This is a genomic window from Pantoea sp. NSTU24, assembly GCF_050157905.1.
Lineage (GTDB): Bacteria > Pseudomonadota > Gammaproteobacteria > Enterobacterales > Enterobacteriaceae > Pantoea.
Genome location: NZ_JBKIWZ010000003.1, coordinates 177,793 through 200,353 on the forward strand (window position 1 = coordinate 177,793; position 22,561 = coordinate 200,353).

Genomic DNA, 22,561 nt, shown 5'->3' on the forward strand with positions numbered 1-22,561 from the left:
CAAATGAAAAAGCACGCTTTGATTGTGGGCATCAGCGGTGTTATCGGTCGCGCACTGGCAGAAAAACTTCAGCAGGAAGGCTGGGAAGTCAGCGGCCTGTCTCGCGGACGTGGCGCGGTGCCTGTGGGCGTGACCAGTTTGACCGCCGATCTGACGGATGCCGACGCCGTACGCGAGGTCCTGAAATCGGAGAAACCAGACGCACTGTTCTTCAGTGTCTGGGCTCGTCAGGAAACTGAAAAAGAGAATATCCGCGTTAACGGCGGGATGGTTCGCAACGTGATCGAAGCGCTGGGTGATCGCCTCAAAGGTTCGCACGTGGCACTGGTGACCGGACTGAAGCACTATCTGGGGCCGTTCGAAGCTTACGGTAAGGGTGCAGTACCGGTGACGCCGTTCCGTGAAGAGCAGGGCCGTCAGCCGGTCGACAACTTCTATTATGCGCAGGAAGATGAGCTGTTTGCCGGTGCAGAGAAATATGATTATCGCTGGAGCGTGCATCGTCCGCACACCATCATCGGCTACGCCGTAGGCAACGCGATGAATATGGGTCAGACGCTGGCAGTCTATGCGACGCTGTGTAAAGAGAAGGGCTGGCCCTTTATTTTCCCGGGCTCCCCGGAGCAGTGGAATGGCGTAGCAGACATGACTGATGCGGGTCTGCTGGCTGAACAGCTACACTGGGCAGCTACCTCACCTGACGCCGCCAATCAGGATTTCAACGCCGTGAATGGTGATGTGTTCCGCTGGAACTGGATGTGGCCAAAACTGGCTGAATACTTCGGTCTTGACGCCGCAGAATACCCGGCACAGATGATGCCGCTGGAAAACCGGATGGATGAAGCGCCTGCTGCGTGGAAGGCGATTGCAGAGCAGCATCAGCTGCGTGAGGCCGATATCACTAAGCTGGCCTCCTGGTGGCACACTGACGCCGACCTTGGGCGTCCGATGGAAGCCTTCACCGACATGAGCAAGAGCCGTAAGGCGGGCTTCACCGGCTACCGCAGCACGCTTGACTCCTTCACTCAGCTGTTCGATAAGCTGAAAGCGGAAAAAGTAATTCCGGAATAATCCCTGCAGGCGCCGATACCGGCGCCTGTTTTTTTCCGGCAGAAGCTATACTCAGGCACGCGATAAGAAAAGGGAGGAACCTATGGCAACGTGTTTCATTATCGGCGCGGCGGGCAAAGTCGGCCGACAGCTTACCCGTCAGCTAAGTAGTCGTAACCATGCGGTCACGGCACTGCACCGCAAACCGGACCAGGCTGAAATGCTGCAGGCGGCGGGTGCAAAGCCGGTAGCAGGCGATATTCAGCAGCTGGATGTCACTGCGCTGGCTGCGCTGATGACCGGGCATGATGTTGCAGTTTTTACGGCGGGGGCGGGTGGAGCCGGGATGGCACTGACTGACGCCATCGATGGTGAAGGACTCAAACTGGCGGTTGCGGCAGCCGTTCAGGCCGGTGTCCCGCGCTTTATACTGGTTTCCGCGTTTCCTGATGCGGGTCGCGGTAAAACGCCGTCAGAGGGTTTCGAAAACTACATGCGTGTTAAACGTCTGGCAGATGCGGAATTGGTGGCGAGTAGCCTGGAGTGGGTGATCCTGCGGCCTGGGACGCTGACCGATGAAGCCGGTTCAGGGCAGATTCATGCCGATCTGGCCATTCCTTATGGTGACATTCCGCGCGCAGATGTGGCGGCGACGCTGGTTGGGTTAATTGAACATCCGGCGATTAAGTATCAGATCATCGAACTGACGAAAGGTGATTTGCAGATTGACGCGGCGTTGCAGCGGTTGCAGCGTGGCTAAAAGAGAGGAGCCAGAACGGCCTGCATCTGGCAGCCGGGGGGCGTTCACCTGCCGCTCCCGGCCAGGCGTTTTCGTAAAAAAGCCCCGAAGCCGGGGCTTTTTTTCTGTCTGAACGCAGGGCTTACTTCACGCATCCGGCGCAGTGTGCGCGCTCGATGTGCCGGAAGAAGTCATTGCCTTTGTCGTCGACCAGGATAAACGCAGGGAAGTTTTCCACCTCGATTTTCCAGATCGCTTCCATACCCAGTTCGGGATAGGCCACACACTCCAGGCTCTTGATGCTCTGCTGCGCCAGGACTGCGGCCGGACCGCCGATGCTGCCCAGGTAGAAGCCGCCATGTTTCTGACAGGCATCGGTGACCTGCTGGCTGCGATTGCCTTTCGCAAGCATGATCCTGCTGCCGCCATGGGCCTGCAGCAGATCCACATAAGAGTCCATGCGTCCTGCCGTCGTCGGGCCGAGCGAACCGGAGGCATAGCCTTCTGGCGTCTTAGCCGGACCGGCGTAATAGATCGGGTGATCCTTGATGTACTGCGGTAACCCTTCGCCGTTATCGATGCGCTCTTTAAGTTTGGCATGGGCGATATCACGCGCCACGATGATGGTGCCGGTCAGGGAAAGACGGGTAGAAACCGGATAGGCGGAAAGCTGCGCCAGAATCTCCTCCATCGGACGATTGAGATTGACCTGCAACACTTCGCCTTCGCCCTGCTGACGCAGTGCCTCCGGGATCAGACGACCTGGATTGGATTCCAGTTTCTCAATCCAGATGCCTTCACGGTTAATCTTCGCTTTGATGTTACGGTCAGCCGAGCAGGAAACACCCATACCAACCGGGCAGGAGGCACCATGACGCGGCAGACGGACGACGCGAATGTCGTGCGCGAAATATTTACCGCCAAACTGCGCGCCCAGACCGAGCTGCTGCGCCGCTTCCAGCAGTTCCTGCTCCAGCTGAACGTCCCGGAACGCCTGACCGTGCTCGTTGCCCTCGGTGGGCAGACCGTCGTAATAGTGCGTCGAGGCGAGTTTAACCGTTTTCAGCGTGCTCTCTGCCGAGGTGCCGCCAATGACAAAAGCGATATGGTAAGGCGGGCAGGCGGCGGTGCCGAGGGTTCGCATCTTATCCACCAGGTAATTCTTCAGCTTGCCCGGGCTGAGCAACGCTTTGGTTTCCTGATAAAGGTAAGTTTTATTGGCGGAACCGCCTCCTTTGGCGATACAGAGGAATTTGTACTCATCCCCATCCACGCTGTAGAGGTCAATCTGCGCAGGCAGGTTGGTGCCAGTGTTCACCTCTTTATACATATCCAGCGCAGCGTTCTGCGAATAACGCAGGTTCTCTTCAATGTAGGTGTTGTAAATACCTTCTGACAGCGCGGCTTCATCTCCACCACCGGTCCAGACACGCTGACCCTTTTTGCCCATGATGATCGCGGTGCCAGTATCCTGACAGGTTGGCAGCACGCCTTTGGCGGCAATTTCCGAGTTTCTCAGAAACTGCAGAGCGACATATTTGTCATTGTCGCTGGCTTCCGGGTCGTCAAGGATAGAGGCAACCTGCTGCTGGTGGGCTGGACGCAACATGAAAGAGGCATCGTGGAACGCCTGCTGAGCGAGTAAGGTCAGGGCCTGAGGCGCGACTTTCAGGATCTCCTGACCCTCAAATTCAGCGACAGAAACATGTTCGCGACTCAGCAGATAATATTCAGTTTCGTCGTGGGACAGTGGAAAGGGGTTCTGATAGACAAAAGGTTTGTTCGACATTTTTTCTCACTTACTGACTGGCTGACCCCCCGCGTGCAGGCGGCGGGGAACAACATCATAGGCGAATGTATTGTTTATTATGCTTCCCCGCCGTGGGTACGCCGGGGAAGTGCAGGAATGGTATCTTATAACGCGTTGATCTGCATTTGGTATCCGTCAGAACATCCATACCATCCACGGATAGGCAATCAGCATCATAGACACCAGGAAGAGGGCGCCAAAAATCGTGCCCAGACGCCAGTAGTCTTTGGTCGGCAGATAGCCGCTTCCGTAGTAAATCGGACTCGGGCCGGTACCGTAAGGGGTGATGATGCCCATTACACCCAGGGAGGTACATAACATCAGGCAGAAAACGGGCATGTTAATACCCGGGATTGAGGCGGCGATGGTCAGCATGGCGGGTAACAGCGCGGTGGTGTGCGCGGTGGTACTGGCAAACAGGTAGTGCAGCAGGAAGAAGGCAATCAGCAGGACCACGGCGGAAACCTGCGGATCGTAACCCTGCAGCAGCATACCCCCCTCTTTACCTAACCAGGTGATGAACCCTACGCGGGCTAAGCCATCGGCCAGAGCCACCAGGGTGGCGAACCATGCAAAGGTGTTCCAGGCCGGTTTGTTACTGGTGATGTCGTTCCAGTTCAGCACGCCGGTCCACAGCATCAGGACCACAACCAGCAGGGCTGCCAGCGCCGGTTCAATCCAGGCGGTGGCGAAAATCCACATCAGCAACGCACAGACCACAAATACCAGCAGCAGAATCTCATTGCGGGTCAGACGGCCCAGTTTTTCCAGTTCGGCGATAGCCCATTTTGGCACTTCGTCGTTGATTTTGACTTCAGGCGGATAGAACCAGTAGGCCAGCAGCGGCATGGTCAGAATCAGCAGCAGGCCCAGCGGCAGGAAGGCCAGGAACCACATCCCCCATGAGATATCAAAACCGATGATGCTTTTCACCAGCGCCAGCGCCAGCAGGTTAGGTGCCAGCGCAGAGAGGAACATGGAGCTGGTGATACAGGCGGCGGTAATTGCAACCCACATCAGGTAAGAGCCGATTTTACGGGCGCTGGGGTCATTGGGTTTAGAGCCATACAGCGGCGGCAGGTTAGCGATAATCGGATAGATGGTGCCGCCACTGCGCGCGGTGTTTGACGGCGTAAACGGTGCCAGAAGCAGGTCAGCGAAGGTAATGGCGTAACCCAGCGTCAGGCTGCGACGACCCAGATACTTCACCAGAATCAGGGCCAGGCGACGACCAAACTGGGTTTTGTCATAACCGGCGGCGAACATAAAGGCACCGAAGATTAGCCAGACGGTGGAGTTACCGAAGCCGCTCACTGCCCACTTAAAGGATTCACTGGCAGCTTTGAATTTCGGATTGGCCAACTCAGCCGGACTGAAAAGCAGGAACTGACTGAAGAGGGCGATGACCACGACCCCGGTCAGGCCAATCACCGCACCCGGCAGCGGTTCGAAGATCAAACCGACGATCACCCCGACGAAGATGGCGAAGAAGTGCCAGGCATAAGGTTCAAGTCCGGCGGGGGCAGGCACCAGTAATAACAGCACGGCTACCATCACCGGCAAGGCAAGCATAAGCGCTTTCTTTCTGGCTGCCGCTGCAGGTGAGGCTTTGGGCGGTTCGGTTACAGCTGAGAGTGTTTTCATAGTGTTTTATCTGCAAGTTGAGAAGAATACGATGTGCGCCCCGGCGTTTAATCACTTTCTTTTTATTCTTACTGGTGTGAATAAACCGCGATGAACGAATTTTGGCTAATCTGCTGAAGAACTGTTGAGCGCCGATTTTAACGTCATGTAAATATGATGCGATTTTCTTAAATATTAACTTTGATCTGGATCAAAGAAATTAAGTTATTGTCATGGCGTTTTAACATTTATTTTTAAATTATCTTCAGATAAGTGATGTTTAGAGCATTATGTGACAGGTGTCAATAATCAGGCAGAGCACAAAGACAAGTAATTCCTTTATAAGCCATTGTTTTTAATGTTTTTAATTGAAGTGTAAATGAGGTGTTGCATTTTGTTTTCTATTGCTTAACAATTAATGCAGCGTCACTCTGATAAAACAGAGGATTTAATTTAAGAAGCCTTTGAAGCTTAAAAAAGTAAAGTTATTACTTATTAAAGCAGGAAAGCGAGTATATTAAGTCTATGACATCGGACCACTTAATTAAGCGATGATTTGCGTCCGCTAAAATTTCCAGACTTTTAAATCTTGGAGTTTATCGCGATGAATACTCTCACTCCCATCCTGAATCCCCTGACGCTCCCTGGCGGCGCCGTGCTGAAGAACCGGCTGGTGATGGCACCCATGACCACCTGTACCGGTTTTTATGACGGTACGGTCACCAGCGAGCTGGTCGAATATTATCGCGCCCGTGCAGGCAGCATCGGTACCGTGATCGTCGAGTGCTGTTTTATCGATAACCGAGGCCCGGCGTTTCCGGGGGCGATCGCCATTGACAGTGATAACAAGATCCCCGGTCTGAAACGCATTGCGGACGCGATTAAATCTGAAGGTTCTACTGCAATCCTGCAGATCTATCACGGTGGCCGCATGGTCGAGCCGGAACTGATCGGCGGGAAAACCCCGGTTGCGCCCAGTGCGATTGCCGCACCGCGTGAAGGGGCGACCAGACCGCTGGCGCTGACCGCCGATGAAGTCGAAACCATGATCATCAAATTTGGTGATGCTGTGAACCGTGCCATCAAGGCGGGCTTCGACGGTGTGGAAATTCATGGTGCCAACACTTACCTGATCCAGCAGTTCTATTCGCCGAACTCTAATCAGCGTGATGACAAATGGGGCGGCAGCCGCGATAACCGCGCGCGTTTCCCGCTGGAAGTGCTGGAGATCACCCACAAGATGGCGGCACGTTTCGCGCATAACGGCTTTATCATCGGCTATCGCTTCTCACCTGAAGAGATCGAAGTGCCCGGCATCCGGTTTGATGACACGCTCTATCTGCTGGAGAAACTGGCGGCGCGCGGTCTCGACTACGTGCACTTCTCTGTCGGTCAGCTGCTGCGTCCCTCAATTGTCGAGACCCAGGACCCTACGCCGCTGATCGAGAAGTATATCGCGATGCGTTCGCCTGAACTGGCGAAGGTTCCGGTGATTGGTGTCGGTGGCGTGGTAAACAAGGCCGATGCGGAGCTGGCGCTGGAGAAAGGCTACGATCTGGTGGCGATAGGTAAAGCCTGCATTGCCTATCCGGACTGGGCCGACCGCATTCTCAATAACGAACATCTTGAACTTTACATCGACAGCAACAAACGCGAAGCGCTGCAGATCCCGGAACCACTCTGGCGCTTCTCACTGGTCGATGCGATGATCCGCGACATGAGCGAATCGGGCCGCAAATATAAAGCGGGCGTCTATCAGGAAAAAGTGGAAGCCGAGGCGCTGAAGCTGAAAATCAACGTGACGCTGGATACCGACCGTATCACCGACATCACGCTGGTACCGGATGACACCCTGGACGTGGACTTCACCACCACCTTTGAAAGCCTGCGTAACCGTATCCTGGTCGCCAACAGTCCACACGTCGATGCGATTACCGGCGCCACCACGCAGAGTGAGGCGCTGAAAAAAGCGGTGTCACGCGCCATGACAACCTCCAGCAAAGAACACGTTATCGAAGAGGGCGGCAACCCTGACGCGCCTCAGAACTACGACGTGGTGGTTGTAGGCAGCGGCGGTGCCGGTCTGGCAGCGGCGATTCAGGCGCACGATCAGGGCGCGCGGGTGGTGATTATTGAGAAGATGCCGACCATCGGCGGCAACACCATCAAAGCTTCTGTGGGAATGAACGCGGCAGAGACCCGCTTCCAGAAACTCAAAGGCATCGAGGACAGCAAGGAGCTCTTCTATGAAGAGACCCTGAAAGGGGGTCAGTTTAAAAATAACCCGGTGCTGCTGCGTGAGTTTGTTGACCTGGCCCCGGAAGCGATTGAGTGGCTGGCGGATCATGGCATTGAGCTGAATGACATCACCATCACCGGCGGGATGAGCATCGACCGCACCCATCGTCCGGCGGACCGCTCAGCGGTCGGCGGCTTCCTGATCAGCGGTCTGGTAAAAAATATTAACAGCCGCAATATTGACGTCCTGCTGGAAACTTCTGTTGAAGAGATTCTCTATGAGGATGGCGTAGTGACGGGTGTCAAAGTGGTGGATGAGTACAACGACAGCCGTATCCTGAACGCGAAAAGTGTGATTGTGGCGACGGGAGGATTCAGTGCTAACCGCGAGCTGGTGGTAAAATACCGTCCCGAACTTGACGGCTTCGTGACCACCAACCACAAAGGCGCGACCGGCAGTGGCATCGCGATGCTGGAAAAAATTGGCGCCGGCACCGTGGATATGGGCGAAATCCAGATTCACCCGACGGTGGAGCAGACGACCTCTTACCTGGTGTCCGAGTCGATTCGCGGCGGAGGCGCCATCCTGGTCAGTCAGGCGGGCAAGCGTTTTTACAACGAAATGGAAACCCGTGACAAAGTGTCTGCACAGATCATCGCTCTGCCGGAGAAGAGTGCCTGGATTGTGTTTGACGAGCAGGTGCGGATGAACAACAAGGCGGCGGATGAATATATTGCTAAAGGTTTTGTTATCAGTGCCCCGACCGTGGCGGAGCTGGCCATGAAACTGAATATGAGCGAGTCTCAGACGCTCGAAGCGACACTGGCTCGATACAACAACTTTGTCAGAATGCAGAGAGATGAAGACTTTGGTCGCCAGACTGCACTGCGTCACCCGCTGAGTGAAGCTCCGTTCTATGCGATTCGTATCGCACCGGGCGTGCATCACACCATGGGTGGCGTCACCATCGACACCACCACTGCCGTGCTGGACAGTCAGAAACAGGTAATTAACGGTGCCTGGGCCTGTGGCGAGGTAGTGGGCGGTATCCACGGCGCAAATCGCATTGGGGGTAACGCCGTCGCCGATATTATCATCTTTGGTATCCTGGCGGGCGGAAACGCTGCGGCCTATGCCCGCCGTTAATCACCCGCCCCAGCATCCGCCTCTGGCGGGTGCTGTTTTTTCCTCTTAAGAGCAGAGTCGCCTATGTTAAACGACGCGCGTGTCTATGCTTACTCCGCCACATTAATGGGTTCGCCCATCCTGCTTAAACTCTTCGACGATAATCAGACCCTGGCCGGTCAGGTGTTCCGCCTGATCAAACAGCAGGAAAATCTTTTTACGGTCAACCGCGCCGCGTCAGAAGTGATGGCGATTAACCATGCGGCGGGGCAGCAGCCGGTGGTGGTGAGTCAGCCCGTTTTCGATTTGATCGCCTGCGCACACGCGGTGAGTCTGCTGCCTGGCAGTCTGTTTAACCTGGCTATTGGCCCGCTGGTAAAGTGCTGGAAGATCGGCTTTCAGGGTCATAGCGTGCCGCCTGAGGCCGAGCTGCGGGCACGTCTGGCGCTGACCAATCCACGCGATGTGATCCTTGATGCCGACGCCCGCAGCGTCATGCTGGCCCGCCCAGGCATGGAGATTGACCTCGGCGCCATCGCCAAAGGGTACATCGCCGATGTCGTGCAGGCCTTTCTGCGTCAGCAGCAGGTCAGCCGTGCCCTGATTAACCTGGGTGGCAACGTCCAGACGGTGGGTGCGCCGCCCGATGAAACCGGCTGGGCCATCGGCCTGAAGAAACCTTTTGGCGAAGAGGGCGCACTGATCGGGGTGATTGAGGTCTGCAACCGCTCGGTGGTCACCTCCGGCATTTATGAGCGCTACTTCGAGGAGGATGGTGTCTGTTACCACCATATCCTCGATCCGCACAGCGGTTATCCGCTGGATAACGCGCTGCTGAGTGTCACCGTAATTTCGGACCGTTCGCTGGATGGCGATATCTATACCACACTGTTGTATGGCCTGGGTGCGGAAAAGGGCATTGCCTGCCTGGCCGATAAGCCGGGCATTGAGGCGATTTTCGTGACCCGCGACAAACAGGTTATCTGCTCGTCACAACGTCACTTTTCGTTTCGGTTACTCGATACCAACTATCGGCTGGTTCACTGACAATACTGCTTCAGCAGGGTGTGATATTCCGGCTGCAGACGATAGCGATAAACCGGGCGGCCCGTCACCCCGTAGTGAATGCTGGTGAACAGGATATTAATCTGCGCCAGCCAGATCAGATATTTGCGGCAGGAAACGCGGGAGATGTTGACCTCAGTCGCCAGCTCATCGGTGGAGAACTCAGTACCCGGATGCGCGTCGATCCAGAGGCATAGCGTGCGCAGCGTCTGCGGTGTTAACCCTTTTGGCAGTCGCTTCTGTTCGCTGGCGCCTGGCGGATTGCCATGCAGAAGCTGATCCACGTCTGACTGCTGATAAAACTGATGATTGTCCATCAGCGATTTTTTCTGCCGCCAGCCGGTGAGCGCCTCTTCGAAGCGGGCGAACTGGAAGGGCTTGATCAGGTAGTCCACCACCCCGTAGTTGAGTGAGGTTTTAATGGTCGCGGCATCCGCGGCAGACGAGATGATGATGACGTCAACGGATCGCCCGGCGCTGCGCAGCTCCGGCAGCAGATCAAGACCATTCTCCTGCTGCATGTAGATATCCAGCAGGATCAGATCCACCTGAGGTTCAGCCTGCGTCAGGAACTCGTTGGCCTGTTGCAGGGTGGAAGCGGTGCCGCAGCAGGTAAAGCCGGATATCTGCCCGATATAACAGCGGTTCAGCTCGGCTACCATTGCATCATCATCAACAACTAACACATTGATCATTGGGTAATCATTCCTCTCTCCCACGGAAGTTGCACTAAGAATTGGGTAAACACACCCGGTTCCGACTCCACGCTGACGTTACCGCCCAGGCTTTCGGTCTGCTGCTTTACCAGAAACAGGCCGACGCCGCGATCGTCCCCTTTGGACGAGACGCCTCGCTCGAAGATGGCGCTGAGCTGGCTGCTGTCGATACCGGGACCATCATCGCTCACCTCGCAGGCTAACCAGCCGTTCTGATAATGCAGCATGAGGTGAATTTCTCCTTCAGCCTCCGGGTCCAGCGCCTCAAGTGCATTTTCAATTAAATTGCCCAGTACTGTGATTAACACCGCGCTCTGCTCTTCGCTGCCGCAGTCGGGCAGAAAACTCGCTTCGTCGATAATCAGCTGATGACCCTCATCGGTCACCCGGTTGATTTTACTCAGCAGGAAGCCCGCGATGATCGGTGATTTGATCTTCTGCAGCAGAGAACCAATCTCAGTCTGATAGGCGTTCGCGGTTTTGAGAATGTACGCTTCCATCTGCGCATAATTTTTCATGTGCAGCAGGCCCAGAATCACGTGCAGCTTATTCATGAACTCGTGGGACCGCTCACGTAATGCATCTACATAGTTTACCATGCCGTCCAGACGCTGCATCAGCTGGCTGATCTCGGTCTTGTCCCTGAAAGTGGTCACCGCGCCGATAATGCGCTCGCGACTGCGCACCGGAACGGTGTTGCTGATCAGAATACGGTTTCCCAGCCTCAGCTCCTGATCGTACCAGGCTTTGCCCGTATGCAGCGCATCCTGCTGATGGCGATGCATCACGCTCTCTTCGGCGATCAGATCACCGCTGGTGGGCATCTTACGGGTGGTATCGTGCAGCAGCTGCTGCGCCGCATGGTTGATCAGGCTGATTCGTGACTGATCATCGACCGCAATCACGCCCTCTTTAATAGAATTGAGGATCGCCTGTCGCTGCTCAAACAGACTGGAAATCTCGTGCGGCTCCAGTCCCAGCAGGATGCTCTTCAGTCGCCTGACCAGAATAAAAATGCCGGCCAGCGCCACCAGCCCGCCAAACAGGCCAGTCCAGACGATATTCCAGCGGCTCTTTGCAATCTGCGCCGCCACATCGTTCAGTGCGATCCCGATTGCCACCACGCCAATCTGCTGATGCTGCGCGTTGAAGATTGGAGTAAAGACCCGCAGCGCCTCTACCAAAACGCCGTGATTCACGGCCACATTCTCCCGGCCAGCCAGCGTCGGATAGATATCGTTGCCAACAAAATGTTTGCCGATTACCGCAGCGTTGGGATGGGAATAGCGAATGCCCTGCATATCGGTCACCACCACGAACAGCAGGCCGTTGCGTTTGCGCGCCGCTTCTGCCAGCGGCTGGATCTGCTGGCTGCCGTCAGGCGAGCCTATGCCACGCTGGATTTCCGGGCTGTCTGCCAGCGTGCGGGCAACCGCCATCGCCTTATCCTTGAGATGGGACTGCGCAAAGTTATCGATCTGCACAAAGTAGAGCAGATGGACCGCGACCAGCACGGTGAGGATAACGGCGGTCATCATCAGAGTGGTCAGGGTACTGAGTTTCATGGGTCGTTTCGTCACGGCATGTCGGTTCTGTGGTTGGCTTTTCATTGGCGCTCAGTACGAGGAGTTGATCGCCGGGAAACATACGCGAACTCAGCGCATCCGTACAGTTTTAGCGGTCTGCAGACGGGCGGTCGCCAGAGAACAATATTTGTGTTAGGGGATTGTATAATTCAAAGGACACCCTTAATGTGGGATTAAAATATTTGATCAGTATGGTAAGCCTTTTGTAATTAAATTAAGGCTAAATTGCTATTTTTAATTTTATAATTATTTTCGAATTAACTCATAAATAACATTCTTTTAAAATTTAAGGACTTTTTTTAACCAGTACCGTCTGAGCTGTAGATTACATGATGAATTCAAAGAAAGTTATTCCTACCCTTTCCCTCGCGGCCTTGCTCGTTTCTTCCGCGCTCCACGCTGAAACTTCACCCGAAAAAACTGACGTCCTGTTGATCGGCGGCGGCATCATGAGTGCCTCAATGGGCACGATGCTGGAAGAGCTGCAGCCTGGCTGGAAACAGATCATGGTTGAGAAACTGGATGGCGTGGCGCTGGAATCGTCAAACGGCTGGAATAACGCCGGTACCGGTCACTCCGCTAATATGGAGCTGAACTATACGCCAGAGCGGAAAGACGGCTCAATCGACGTGACCAAAGCGCTGGAAATTAACGAAGCCTTCATGGTTTCACGCCAGTTCTGGACCGCACAGATCAAAGAGGGCGTAATGCACGATCCACGCTCTTTCATCAACTCAACGCCACACATGAGCTTCGTCTGGGGCGATAACGTTGACTTCCTGACCAAGCGTTACGCTGCACTGCAGAAAACCGCACTGTTCCAGGGCATGAAATTCTCTACCGACCACAAGCAGATTGAGCAGTGGGCTCCGCTGGTGATGGAAGGCCGCGATCCACAGCAGAAAGTGGCCGCGACCTGGACCCCGGTCGGCACCGACGTCAACTACGGTGAAATCACCCGTCAGCTGATCGGCAGCCTGAAGAAGAACGATAATTTCCGTCTGGAAACCTCGTCTGAAGTCACCGATTTCAAACGTAACGACGACAACTCCTGGCACGTCACCATTAAAGATGCCAAAAACGGTAACGAGCGTGCGGTTGACGCGAAATATGTCTTTATCGGTGCAGGCGGCGGCGCGCTGAAATTACTGCAGAAAACCGGCATTCCGGAAGCGGACAACTATGCAGGTTTCCCGGTCGGCGGCTCCTTCCTGGTGACTGAAAATAGCGCCATCGCTGCTCGTCATCTGGCGAAAGTGTACGGTCAGGCGTCAACCGGTGCACCACCGATGTCGGTTCCGCACCTGGATACCCGCTATCTGGATGGCAAACGTGTCGTCCTGTTCGGACCGTTTGCGACCTTCTCGACTAAGTTCCTGAAAAACGGTTCCCTGTTCGATCTGCTGAGCACCACCACCACCCACAACGTGGGTCCCATGACCCATGTTGGCATGGATAACTTCGACCTGGTGAAATACCTGGTGGGCCAGGTAATGCTGAGTGATGAAGATCGCTTTGAATCGCTGAAAGAGTACTATCCGGATGCGAAGAAAGAGGACTGGAAACTGATTCAGGCCGGTCAGCGTGTGCAGATTATCAAGAAAGACGCCGACAAAGGTGGCGTGCTGAAGCTGGGCACTGAAATCGTGACCGATCATCAGAAAACGGTAGCAGCCCTGCTGGGTGCTTCTCCGGGTGCCTCTACCGCCGCGCCTATCGCGTTAAACGTGATGCAGAAACTGTTCCCGGAAGAGTTTAAATCCGCAGAATGGCAGGCCAAAATTCACAAGATGATTCCAGGCTACGGTCAGAAACTGAATGACAACGTGCCGTTGCTGCAGCAGGTGTGGAATGACACCGCCGCGACCCTGCAGCTGACTACGCCACCGGTAATCAATATGGATGGCAAAACTGCCGAGGCACCAGCCGCACAGGCTCAGCCCGCAGCGCCATCAGCGAAACACGACATGGCGCTGTAATCGCGACCTGACGTAAAAAAAGCCCGCACAGTTAACCTGTGCGGGCTTTTTTAATGCCTGCGGTTCCGGCCGGTTACGCCGGCTTGCCACCGCGCCAGTTACCCCAGGGATCCTCTGCGGCAGGGGGGGCCGCTTTCGCTGCAGAGGCGATGTGGGGTGCGGTTTTTCCCGTCAACGACGCCAGGTAGAGCGCCTCGACCTCAGCGCGTGCCCAGGGGGTGCGACGTAAAAATTTCAGGCTCGACTTCACGCTGGGGTCGCTCTTAAAGCAGTTGATATTGATCCGTTTTGCCAGCTCCGCCCAGCCATACTTTGCGACCAGGCTGTTGATCTGCATCTCCAGCGTAACGCCATGCAAAGGATCCTTTAAGGTGTGTGCGTTCATCATCTATCCGTTCCGTTCACTTGATGCCGCACATCCTGACGAGGGTTGCGCCGTTGTGCAAGGCACAGAGGCGAAAAAGGGGCTTTTATGTGTCGGCGATAACGCAGCGGGCAGGAAGGTGCGCAGGAGGGCCGGGATTATGCTACTCATAAACCGGTGATGTCACTGAAAAGGATCCTTTATGCATGAGCCTGCTGATAACCTGCTGAATGCTGCCCGGCGCAGACGAGCGTTGATTGCCGGTTCCGTGGGTAATTTCATTGAGTGGTATGAGTTTGCGGTTTATGGTTTCCTCGCCACCGTGATCGCGCAGAACTTTTTTCGGCTGGAGGGCGAGTCTGCGCTGACCGGGCTGCTGCTGACCTACGCGTCTTTCGCCATCGCCTTTTTCTTCCGGCCGCTCGGCGCAGTCGTCTTTGGCAGGATGGGGGACCGCATCGGGCGGAAGCCCACGCTGATCTTCGTGTTGATCATGATGACGCTGGCAACCGCCGCCATTGGTCTGATTCCCCCTTATGCGCAGCTTGGCGTGCTGGCTCCGCTGATCGTCACGGCGCTGCGTATTCTGCAGGGGCTGTTCGCCGGGGGTGAGTATGGCGGCGCGGTCTCTCTGATGACCGAGTTTGCGCCGCGTGGCAGGCGGGGCCTGTATGGTGCCTGGCAATCTTTTACCGTGGCACTGGGGCTGCTGGCCGGAGCCGGTATCGTCGCGCTGCTCTCCATGCTGCTGACCCCGGATCAGATGCTGAGCTGGGGCTGGCGTATTCCGTTCTTTATGGCGCTGCCGATGGGCGTGCTGGCACTCTGGCTGCGGGTGCAGATGGAGGAGACGCCGGCCTTTATTCATCAGCAGGCACAACCCGTCCGGAAAGTGCAGGCCAGCCTGGGCGACACGCTGAAAACCATCCTGCTCGGCGTCTGCCGTCTGATGGTCTGGTCAGCCGCCGGGTATACCTGGCTGGTGATTATGCCGACCTATCTGCAGACCTCACTGCATACCGGATTTAACCAGGCGCTGCTGATTGCGGTGATCTCAAACCTGGGCTTTGCCAGCACTATTATTCCCGCCGGGATGCTGAGTGACAGGATAGGGCGCCGTACGGTGATGGTGATGGCGGCGGTGCTGCTGCTGGTGCTCTCGCTGCCACTGCTGAATGTCCTGCAATCCGCTGAAAGCGGGCTGCTGCTGAAAGCGCTGGTAGTCTTTTTTGCGGGCGGCGTGGTCGGCCTGCTGGCCGGGCCGGGACCGGCGATGCTGGCAGAGATGTTTCCGACGCAGGTACGCTACACCGGACTGGGGCTGGCCTATTCGCTCTCGAATGCGGTCTTCTCCGGCTGCGCCGGATTAATCATCACCGGGCTGATTAAAGAGACTGGCAATCCCGACATTCCCGCCTGGTATGTGATGGCGACGGCGCTGGTGAGCATCGTGGCGCTGATGACGCTGAACCGGGATGATCATTTGCGCCAGCTCGACGAGCCGCCCGGGCGCTGAAACAGAATCCAGGGCGCGCGATGACTGACGACAGTCAGGTTCGGTTCTCAGTTAAGACGCGAGTTTACCTGCAGGCGGGCCATATCCTCCTGACGTGAAGCGCTGTTTAATCAACCCTGTTTCCTGATGATGAGAGGAGAGCAGTTATGTTTGATGTCAACCAATGAGGGTGTTTTAAAGACGAGTAGTATTTGCGCAGATCATGAATGCGCTATGGGGGAGAAGCGGACGCCAAAATGATAGCGGAGGTGAGATTTAAAATTTTCAAAATCCCATCCCGGCTGGGAATCTGCGGCGGCGTGCCCATTCACAGAAAAAAACAACCGCCATTCCGGTGGTACAAAGAGCAATACTGTGAATACTGCTTTTATCGCATCAGCCGGAACCGCTGGCCAGTATTAAAGATAAAAAATCATCGTGACAGCGAGCGTAAGCGGTAAAAAAATATGTTTTTATGCCTGGCGACTGCCCCGATGAAGACGTCCAGGCATTTCCAGGCGTAGACATTTACCGCAGGCTGTTACGCAGGGCACTTTACGCCTGTCCGACAGTTTCCATAATCGGAACATAATTATGCTGCTTAGTATCCGGGAGCCCGACATGATGCCGTAACCGCCACAAAGACAGTTGTGAAGGAGAGAAGGCAGGGGCTAAGCGCCGCCGTAGCGGACTTAATATTCCACGCACAGCGGTAAACCGATGAGCAGATCAGTGAAGCGAAGCGTCTCTCGACTGCGAGGGGGCTCGGCTACTGTGACGGCACTTTATCCCTGCCGGTCTCCGGTCACAGGACGGAAAGCAATATGCTTATCAGTTCAGGCCATAAGCGGAGCAGGTATTGATGCTAAATAAAGCCGTCAAAAACTTGAGTCAGTGGTAAAGCTTACATTCAAGCGTCACTTAGCCTTTAATTATTTTACTTTCTAAACCCGAATTTAGTCGGGAAAGTCTGTTCCCCTCTCCGCCTTCTGATGCAAGCAAAACGCGAGACAAATGCTAATAGTTTTCATTGATTAAGAAATACAACATCAGGCAAAGATGTTGTTATCTATTCTGGCGCACAAAAAATAAGCAGGAAGATTCCCCATAAATGCATCAGTAAGTACTTGTGATTAAAATATCTTCCTTTATGAGCAGGATGGATACTCCAGTTTGAAATCGTCAGGACCTGAACCAAATCAGGAGATTCATGTAACAAAACTGACAACATTATTGTCATAAAAGAATTTAATTTTTAATTAATTGACATCACCCGCTTCGATTTCTGGAAACATCAGAAACAATAAATCCAATAATTAGCCTAATAATCACAAATAAAGCCGGGTGATTTTTTAACTTGTACTGATCTGAATCAAAAAAACATAAAATCCACATAATTAAAATCAAGTCAACTGCTAACTTTTGTTAACTTTTTTTTGTCATGAAATTGCATATAACACAAATTTGACTAAAATACCTTCAAAAGGAGAGGTGCACGTATTATGGAAACTTACGGATCGATTGAATTTCATGCATCTTGTTCACATTTTTTTAAAGAGGGCATCAGGCATCTTGTTGCCTCCGGGTACACATCAAACAAACAAAAAATTAACAATTATTTAGTGGTTGAGTTACACCTCAGCACGCTTAAAGATTTGATTATTGAATCTGACTTAGGGCTATTTTCAAAAACTGACTACACTCAGATTGTGATAATCTCATCTGAAAAACTGATGCCACTTGCCAATTATTATGTTGTCAGAAATAACTACAGGATAACGGCGATTCGAAGTACATCCCTGTCAGAAATACAGGATTTCTTTACAGGGAATAAGGTTGAAATGTCCGGGGATAAGCTGACAGAAAGTGAGTTCAGAGCCTTTAAGCTATCACTGAGCGGTACACGTAACAAGGATGGAATTAACCCTAAAACATTCTGCAGTCAGCGATACTCAGCTATAAAAAAGCTTGGGAAAGACCGTTATTCCCTGCTGTATACCTGATACCTGAAGTGTAAATAATTCAGCAAACATCATCGGGCTGTGGTGAAAATGTACTATATTTTTGAACCAATTTACCTTTCTGACGGGCAACTCTTTGCTTATGAATGCCTGACAAGGCTCAAAAAACCATTGAGCAATGAGGCTGACTGCTATGAGGTTTTTTTTAAAAATGCCACAACGGGTTTTCTCACATCACTGGCAGAAAAACAGATTGAGTTTATTGTCAATAATTATCATTTTCTTGCGGAAAATTCACTAAGAGCAACTATTAATGTTGACCTATTATCACTGAAAGCTATCAGTGAATCCGGATGGAAAAATACACTTGATAAACATCCTCTGATTAATTTTGAAGTTGACATGATACGAAACTTTCCTGCCAAAGAGTGTCCGGTAGAATTGCTCAGGCTATACAGGGATCGTCTGTGGCTCGATGACGTGTCGCCAGAAAATATAGATTTCTCAGCTGATGTACTGCAGGCGTTCAGCTTTGTCAAAATCGACAAGTCTTCTTTCTGGCTGGCGCAGAAAAACCATGCAGAACTCTGGGAACTCGAGAGATTTCATAAAAAAATGCTCACAATGAATATTATGACTGTTGCAGAAGGTGTTGATTGCCTTGAATACAAATTAGCACTGGAAAGGTCTGGTTTTTTTGCGGGGCAGGGTTATTACTGGCCTGCTTTGACAGAGCAGAAGATAAGAGAGCTGAATGTGCCAGGGAGGTTCTGACTTCATCCATCCACTTAGATGATATTGATTTCATTTTTAGCAGAAACCGCTGAACCATGAATGTGGGCACACATGACTACCCGTCGTTTCGGATAGCAACAGAATACCAAATTAACCGACGGTATATGCTGCGAAAACATGCTTGATTGATTTTTCAGCAACACCCTGTAGATACAAAGTTTAATCAGTAACTCAAACATGATAACAGTGGGATCATCGCCATGAATAAAAAACTAGCGTCTAAAATTTGTTTGCTTTCTGCAGTGCTGATGTCTTCATCTGCATTCGCGGCATCAACTGTAACTTTTCAGGGAGAAGTGACAGCGCAGACCTGCAGTATCAGCATTAACAGTACCACCAATGCAACGGTACTGTTGCCTACTATTCCCCTGAGCGCGCTTTATACCGCCAGCACAACGACAACAGCTGTCGGAAACAGTGCGGGGCTGACACCTTTTACTATTTCTGTAACCGGCTGCACCTCAAGCGGCACAGCTCTGACGATGTACCCTGAATTCCTGGGAACCAGCGTTGATACCACCACGTTTGCGCTGGGCAATACGGCGGGGACCAATGCGGCTACCGGAGTCGGGATCGCTCTCTATTCTGATGATACCGGGACCAGTCAGATCAATCTCAACGGCGTAACACGGGGTGCGGCACTGACACTGCCTGCAAATGCCACGTCAGCCTCAACAACTTACAGCGCCAAGTATATGGCCACCAGTGCCACTACCACAGCAGGTAAAGTCACCGGCGTGGCGCAGTACACACTGAACTACCTTTGATTCAATGCGGGCTGCCCTGTGCAGCCCTATCATCAGTGATACTCTATATGAAAAAAATCTTCCTTTTTACTCTGATGCTATTTGCAAATGTGTCGCATGCCAGTGTGATAATGGTGGGTACGCGCGTCATTTTCTCTTCCGGCCTCACTGAAAAGACGGTGCAGTTTAACAATCCCGATCCTCAGCCATATATTGTTGAGATTAAATTAACTGGTGAACGCGAGAACTCTTCAGCAACGCCCCCCTTTATTGCAGTTCCTCCGGTCTTCAGAATAGAACCCAACCAGGGACAGTCAGTAAGACTCATTTCATCTAAAGCCAGGCTTGCGCTTCCGCAGGATCGCGAGTCTGTTTTTTACATGAACTTCACTCAGATTCCGGCGCTTAAAGCTTCGGAGCGTAACGATAATCTCTTGATTATTGCTGTAAAAAGCCGAATCAAGGTGTTTTATCGTCCTGAATCACTTTCAGGTCAGCAAGGGGATGCTTTTAAACTGCTCAGGTTCAGCCTTTCTGATGGCAAAGTGATTGTTGAAAACCCGACTGGATACTATCTGTCTGTCAGCAGTGCTCGTTATGTTAAAGGCGGTCACTCAACCTCGCTGACAGACGCAATGATGCTCCCTCCCTTCTCTAAAACGGAATGGTCACCTGCCGGAAGGGTAACGTCTTTGCGCGGTGGAAAAATACTTATCACGCAGGTGAATGACTATGGTGCATACGTTGAAGATACAAGGGACTTGTAAATCATACAGAGCACAGATTCTGCTGTCAGCGTATGTTACCACGATGAGCATACTGGCATTCACCCCGCCGACAGCTGCCGCCGAAGACAATGAGTATTATTTTGATGCCTCTCTGTTTAAAGGAAGTAACTTCGATCAGGAAGCTCTTAAAAAACTCTCAAAACCGGATGCAGTTTTGCCAGGCACGTATCAGCTTGACGTGTATGTCAATCAGCAATTTCTTGGGCGCTATTCGATAAACGTAAAGTCAGATAACGGTACTGACAAGCCATGTTTCTCACCAGACCTGATCAATGCCATAGGTTTTAAAAATTATCAGCATGGCCCGCTTAGTGGCGGATCATGCCTTTTTATGTCTGATGTAAAGCCGCAGGCTTCTGTCCATCTGTCCATTTCGGGTTTCAGACTAGACGTTACTGTGCCCCAGTCACTGTTGATTAAGAAACCCCGGGGATGGATTGACCCTGCTGAATATGACACCGGGACAAATATCGGCTTTGCCAACTACCTGGCAAATTATTATCACGTGTCTTATTCAGATTCCCGGATCCGTAATCAGGACTCAGCATGGTTATCGCTTAATGGTGGAATCAATCTGGGTACCTGGCAGTACCGGCAGTCAGGTTCTGCCACCTGGAATCAGCAACAGGGGGCATCATGGAACACCATCAGAGGATATATTCAGCGACCTGTGCTGGCGATCAGAAGTGAATTTATGGCCGGCCAGCTAATCACTAACGGAAACTTCTTTTCTGGCCTGAGCTACAGCGGTGTAAATCTCGCCTCATCCCAGGCGATGCTCCCTGATACACAGCAGGGCTATGCCCCTGCTATCCGTGGCGTTGCCAGCACGAATGCAAAAGTGTCTGTACGTCAGAACGGAAACGAAATCTATCAGATAACTGTGCCCCCCGGTGCTTTTGAAATAACGGATCTGACACCTACCAGCAGCAGTGGCGACCTGCAGGTAGAAGTGACTGAGGCAGACGGGACGGTAAAGAAGTTCGTTGTACCTTTCTCCGCAGTACCGGAGTCTATACGCCCTGGTGTCAGCAGATATAACCTGGCCATCGGCAAAACGCGGGACATGTATAAAGATGCAGATTTTGGAGACATTATTTATCAGAGAGGCCTGACGAATGCTTTTACCGGCAACGGTGGTTTACGTTTTTCTGAAGGGTATATGTCCTCTGTTCTGGGTGGTGTCTACGCCAGCCAGCTTGGGGCCATCGGGTCAGATATCACCTGGTCCCGGGCATCCCTGCCGGAAGGGGATAATCTTCAAGGCTGGATGAGTCGTATCAGCTGGAGCAAAACTTTTGCTGCAGCTGGCACCACGGTTTCACTTGCAAGCTATCGTTATTCAACGACAGGCTATCGGGATTTATCCAGTATTCTTGGCATGAGATATGACGCGCTGAATACGGCGAACTGGCTTCAATATGCCAGCGAACAGCGGGAAAGATTTGACGTAACGATGAGTCAGAATATGAATCAGGCCGGCAATCTTTTTATCACAGCAGCGACCCAGAATTACCGGAACGGGCGTTCACGGGACACGCAATATCAGATTGGTTACAGTAAAAGCTTCAATGGCGGAATTTCAATGAGTTTTGCGGTCAATCGCCAGCAGACGGGAAATTACGGGAATAATACGTCCCAGGAGACGGCGATTTCAGCAACTCTCTCCATTCCTCTGTTCCCGGAGAGCTCCAGAAGCGCTTCACTGAGTAACACATTCAGTCACAGCAACTCCGGAGGAAGCCAGTACCAGACATCGTTATCCGGTTCTATGGATGAGCAGCAAACCACCTCATACAGCGTCAGTGCAACACATGATGCTCAGCTGAGTCAGGATACGCTTAGCAGTAGCCTGCAGAAGCGATTACCCAAAGTCTCGCTTGGAATGAACGGATCTGTCGGTAAAAACTACTGGCAATTATCAGGGAATGCCCAGGGGGCTGCAGCACTTCACTCTGGTGGCCTGACGTTAGGTCCTTACTTAGGAGACACGTTTGGGCTTATCGAAGCCAAAGGTGCTGAAGGTGCAGAGCTTTTCAACGCGCCACAAACCCGGATTGATGACAATGGATATGCACTGGTTCCATCAATGACGCCGTATCGTTATAACACTGTTTCACTCGACCCGGCCGGAATGGATGGCAATGCAGAAATCCTCGATAGTCAGAAACGCGTGGTTCCGGTTTCAGGTGCGGTTAGCAGAGTCACTTTCCGCACAAAAACAGGTACCGCATTACTTATTACCGTTCACTCGTCTCAGGGAGAAAGTATTCCTATGGGAGCACCTGTTGTTGATGAAAACGGCGTTTCTGCAGGCATTGCTGGCCAGGGAAGTCAGATTTATGTGCGTGCTGAAAAAGAGAAAGGCTATTTTGTTGTGAGCTGGGGTGACAACAATCAGTGCCGCATTCCCTATTCACTGACCGCTGATGAACGCAGGATGGCGCTGGTTACACTGACTGCCAGTTGTGAGAAATAAT

Annotated in this window: 16 protein-coding genes; 11 read left to right on the top strand and 5 right to left on the bottom strand. The window is 52.7% G+C overall.

From position 1 onward, the window contains the following. Positions 1-3: 3 nt before the first annotated feature. Positions 4-1,071, top strand: coding sequence for an SDR family oxidoreductase (locus tag ACLHDD_RS19450; protein WP_427105472.1), 1,068 nt, complete (start codon positions 4-6; stop codon positions 1,069-1,071). Between the two features lie 82 nt (positions 1,072-1,153). Then, on the top strand, positions 1,154-1,810 hold the full coding sequence (locus ACLHDD_RS19455; RefSeq protein WP_427105473.1) for an NAD(P)H-binding protein: 657 nt from the start codon (positions 1,154-1,156) through the stop codon (positions 1,808-1,810). Positions 1,811-1,931: 121 nt separating this feature from the next. Here ACLHDD_RS19455 and fumA read toward each other — a convergent pair whose 3' ends face one another. Beyond that, the gene (fumA, locus tag ACLHDD_RS19460; RefSeq protein ID WP_427105474.1) at positions 1,932-3,578 is read right to left on the bottom strand and encodes a class I fumarate hydratase FumA; all 1,647 of its coding nucleotides are present in this window, start codon (positions 3,576-3,578) and stop codon (positions 1,932-1,934) included. Between the two features lie 156 nt (positions 3,579-3,734). Further along, positions 3,735-5,243: a DASS family sodium-coupled anion symporter gene (locus tag ACLHDD_RS19465; RefSeq protein ID WP_427105475.1), complete on the bottom strand. Its 1,509-nt coding sequence runs from the start codon at positions 5,241-5,243 to the stop codon at positions 3,735-3,737. Positions 5,244-5,826: 583 nt separating this feature from the next. Here ACLHDD_RS19465 and ACLHDD_RS19470 point away from each other — a divergent pair. Together ACLHDD_RS19470 and ACLHDD_RS19475 are read left to right on the top strand one after the other, a co-directional pair. Further along, a complete protein-coding gene (locus ACLHDD_RS19470) occupies positions 5,827-8,607 on the top strand; it encodes a flavocytochrome c (protein WP_427105476.1) in 2,781 nt (926 codons plus the stop codon). Between the two features lie 63 nt (positions 8,608-8,670). Next, complete coding sequence (locus tag ACLHDD_RS19475) at positions 8,671-9,633, top strand: FAD:protein FMN transferase (protein ID WP_427105477.1); 963 nt, start codon at positions 8,671-8,673, stop codon at positions 9,631-9,633. Here ACLHDD_RS19475 and dcuR read toward each other — a convergent pair. Together dcuR and ACLHDD_RS19485 are read right to left on the bottom strand one after the other, a co-directional pair. Next, complete coding sequence (gene dcuR, locus ACLHDD_RS19480) at positions 9,627-10,346, bottom strand: two-component system response regulator DcuR (protein ID WP_427105478.1); 720 nt, start codon at positions 10,344-10,346, stop codon at positions 9,627-9,629. The genes ACLHDD_RS19475 and dcuR overlap by 7 nt on opposite strands. Beyond that, positions 10,343-11,977, bottom strand: a complete 1,635-nt coding sequence (locus ACLHDD_RS19485) for a sensor histidine kinase (RefSeq protein ID WP_427105479.1) — start codon at positions 11,975-11,977, stop codon at positions 10,343-10,345. Before ACLHDD_RS19485 ends, dcuR begins: the two co-directional genes overlap by 4 nt. A gap of 305 nt (positions 11,978-12,282) precedes the next feature. Between ACLHDD_RS19485 and mqo the strand changes: the two genes are divergently transcribed. After that, positions 12,283-13,932 carry a malate dehydrogenase (quinone) gene (mqo, locus tag ACLHDD_RS19490; RefSeq protein ID WP_427105480.1) on the top strand — a complete coding sequence of 550 codons (1,650 nt, stop codon included), beginning with the start codon at positions 12,283-12,285 and terminating at the stop codon, positions 13,930-13,932. A gap of 73 nt (positions 13,933-14,005) precedes the next feature. Here the strand turns inward: mqo and ACLHDD_RS19495 are convergent, their stop codons facing one another. Beyond that, positions 14,006-14,317: a VF530 family DNA-binding protein gene (locus tag ACLHDD_RS19495; RefSeq protein WP_427105653.1), complete on the bottom strand. Its 312-nt coding sequence runs from the start codon at positions 14,315-14,317 to the stop codon at positions 14,006-14,008. A 181-nt stretch (positions 14,318-14,498) separates the two neighbouring features. Between ACLHDD_RS19495 and ACLHDD_RS19500 the strand changes: the two genes are divergently transcribed. The 6 genes from ACLHDD_RS19500 to ACLHDD_RS19525 all read left to right on the top strand — a co-directional run bounded on the left by ACLHDD_RS19500 (position 14,499) and on the right by ACLHDD_RS19525 (position 22,560). Then, entirely contained in the window at positions 14,499-15,812 is a 1,314-nt protein-coding gene (locus ACLHDD_RS19500) for an MFS transporter (protein ID WP_427105481.1), read from the top strand. A gap of 1,481 nt (positions 15,813-17,293) precedes the next feature. After that, the gene (locus tag ACLHDD_RS19505) at positions 17,294-17,794 is read left to right on the top strand and encodes a hypothetical protein (RefSeq protein ID WP_427105482.1); all 501 of its coding nucleotides are present in this window, start codon (positions 17,294-17,296) and stop codon (positions 17,792-17,794) included. Positions 17,795-17,842: 48 nt separating this feature from the next. Further along, positions 17,843-18,526: an EAL domain-containing protein gene (locus ACLHDD_RS19510; protein ID WP_427105483.1), complete on the top strand. Its 684-nt coding sequence runs from the start codon at positions 17,843-17,845 to the stop codon at positions 18,524-18,526. 221 nt (positions 18,527-18,747) lie between these two features. Continuing rightward, positions 18,748-19,314, top strand: coding sequence for a fimbrial protein (locus ACLHDD_RS19515; RefSeq protein WP_427105484.1), 567 nt, complete (start codon positions 18,748-18,750; stop codon positions 19,312-19,314). A 47-nt stretch (positions 19,315-19,361) separates the two neighbouring features. Next, positions 19,362-20,060: a fimbrial biogenesis chaperone gene (locus tag ACLHDD_RS19520; RefSeq protein ID WP_427105485.1), complete on the top strand. Its 699-nt coding sequence runs from the start codon at positions 19,362-19,364 to the stop codon at positions 20,058-20,060. A gap of 43 nt (positions 20,061-20,103) precedes the next feature. Beyond that, a complete protein-coding gene (locus ACLHDD_RS19525) occupies positions 20,104-22,560 on the top strand; it encodes a fimbria/pilus outer membrane usher protein (RefSeq protein ID WP_427105486.1) in 2,457 nt (818 codons plus the stop codon). The last annotated feature ends 1 nt before the right edge of the window (position 22,561 follow it).

What these genes read in the sequence shown, in the direction of transcription:
- ACLHDD_RS19525 (WP_427105486.1), top strand. Translation starts at nt 20,104, where the DNA reads ATGAGCATACTGGCATTCACCCCGCCGACAGCTGCCGCCGAAGACAAT.
- ACLHDD_RS19485 (WP_427105479.1), bottom strand. Translation starts at nt 11,977, where the DNA reads ATGAAAAGCCAACCACAGAACCGACATGCCGTGACGAAACGACCCATG.
- ACLHDD_RS19475 (WP_427105477.1), top strand. Translation starts at nt 8,671, where the DNA reads ATGTTAAACGACGCGCGTGTCTATGCTTACTCCGCCACATTAATGGGT.
- ACLHDD_RS19500 (WP_427105481.1), top strand. Translation starts at nt 14,499, where the DNA reads ATGCATGAGCCTGCTGATAACCTGCTGAATGCTGCCCGGCGCAGACGA.
- mqo (WP_427105480.1), top strand. Translation starts at nt 12,283, where the DNA reads ATGATGAATTCAAAGAAAGTTATTCCTACCCTTTCCCTCGCGGCCTTG.
- ACLHDD_RS19465 (WP_427105475.1), bottom strand. Translation starts at nt 5,243, where the DNA reads ATGAAAACACTCTCAGCTGTAACCGAACCGCCCAAAGCCTCACCTGCA.
- ACLHDD_RS19455 (WP_427105473.1), top strand. Translation starts at nt 1,154, where the DNA reads ATGGCAACGTGTTTCATTATCGGCGCGGCGGGCAAAGTCGGCCGACAG.
- ACLHDD_RS19495 (WP_427105653.1), bottom strand. Translation starts at nt 14,317, where the DNA reads ATGAACGCACACACCTTAAAGGATCCTTTGCATGGCGTTACGCTGGAG.
- ACLHDD_RS19515 (WP_427105484.1), top strand. Translation starts at nt 18,748, where the DNA reads ATGAATAAAAAACTAGCGTCTAAAATTTGTTTGCTTTCTGCAGTGCTG.
- ACLHDD_RS19505 (WP_427105482.1), top strand. Translation starts at nt 17,294, where the DNA reads ATGGAAACTTACGGATCGATTGAATTTCATGCATCTTGTTCACATTTT.
- ACLHDD_RS19450 (WP_427105472.1), top strand. Translation starts at nt 4, where the DNA reads ATGAAAAAGCACGCTTTGATTGTGGGCATCAGCGGTGTTATCGGTCGC.
- ACLHDD_RS19520 (WP_427105485.1), top strand. Translation starts at nt 19,362, where the DNA reads ATGAAAAAAATCTTCCTTTTTACTCTGATGCTATTTGCAAATGTGTCG.
- fumA (WP_427105474.1), bottom strand. Translation starts at nt 3,578, where the DNA reads ATGTCGAACAAACCTTTTGTCTATCAGAACCCCTTTCCACTGTCCCAC.
- ACLHDD_RS19510 (WP_427105483.1), top strand. Translation starts at nt 17,843, where the DNA reads ATGTACTATATTTTTGAACCAATTTACCTTTCTGACGGGCAACTCTTT.
- ACLHDD_RS19470 (WP_427105476.1), top strand. Translation starts at nt 5,827, where the DNA reads ATGAATACTCTCACTCCCATCCTGAATCCCCTGACGCTCCCTGGCGGC.
- dcuR (WP_427105478.1), bottom strand. Translation starts at nt 10,346, where the DNA reads ATGATCAATGTGTTAGTTGTTGATGATGATGCAATGGTAGCCGAGCTG.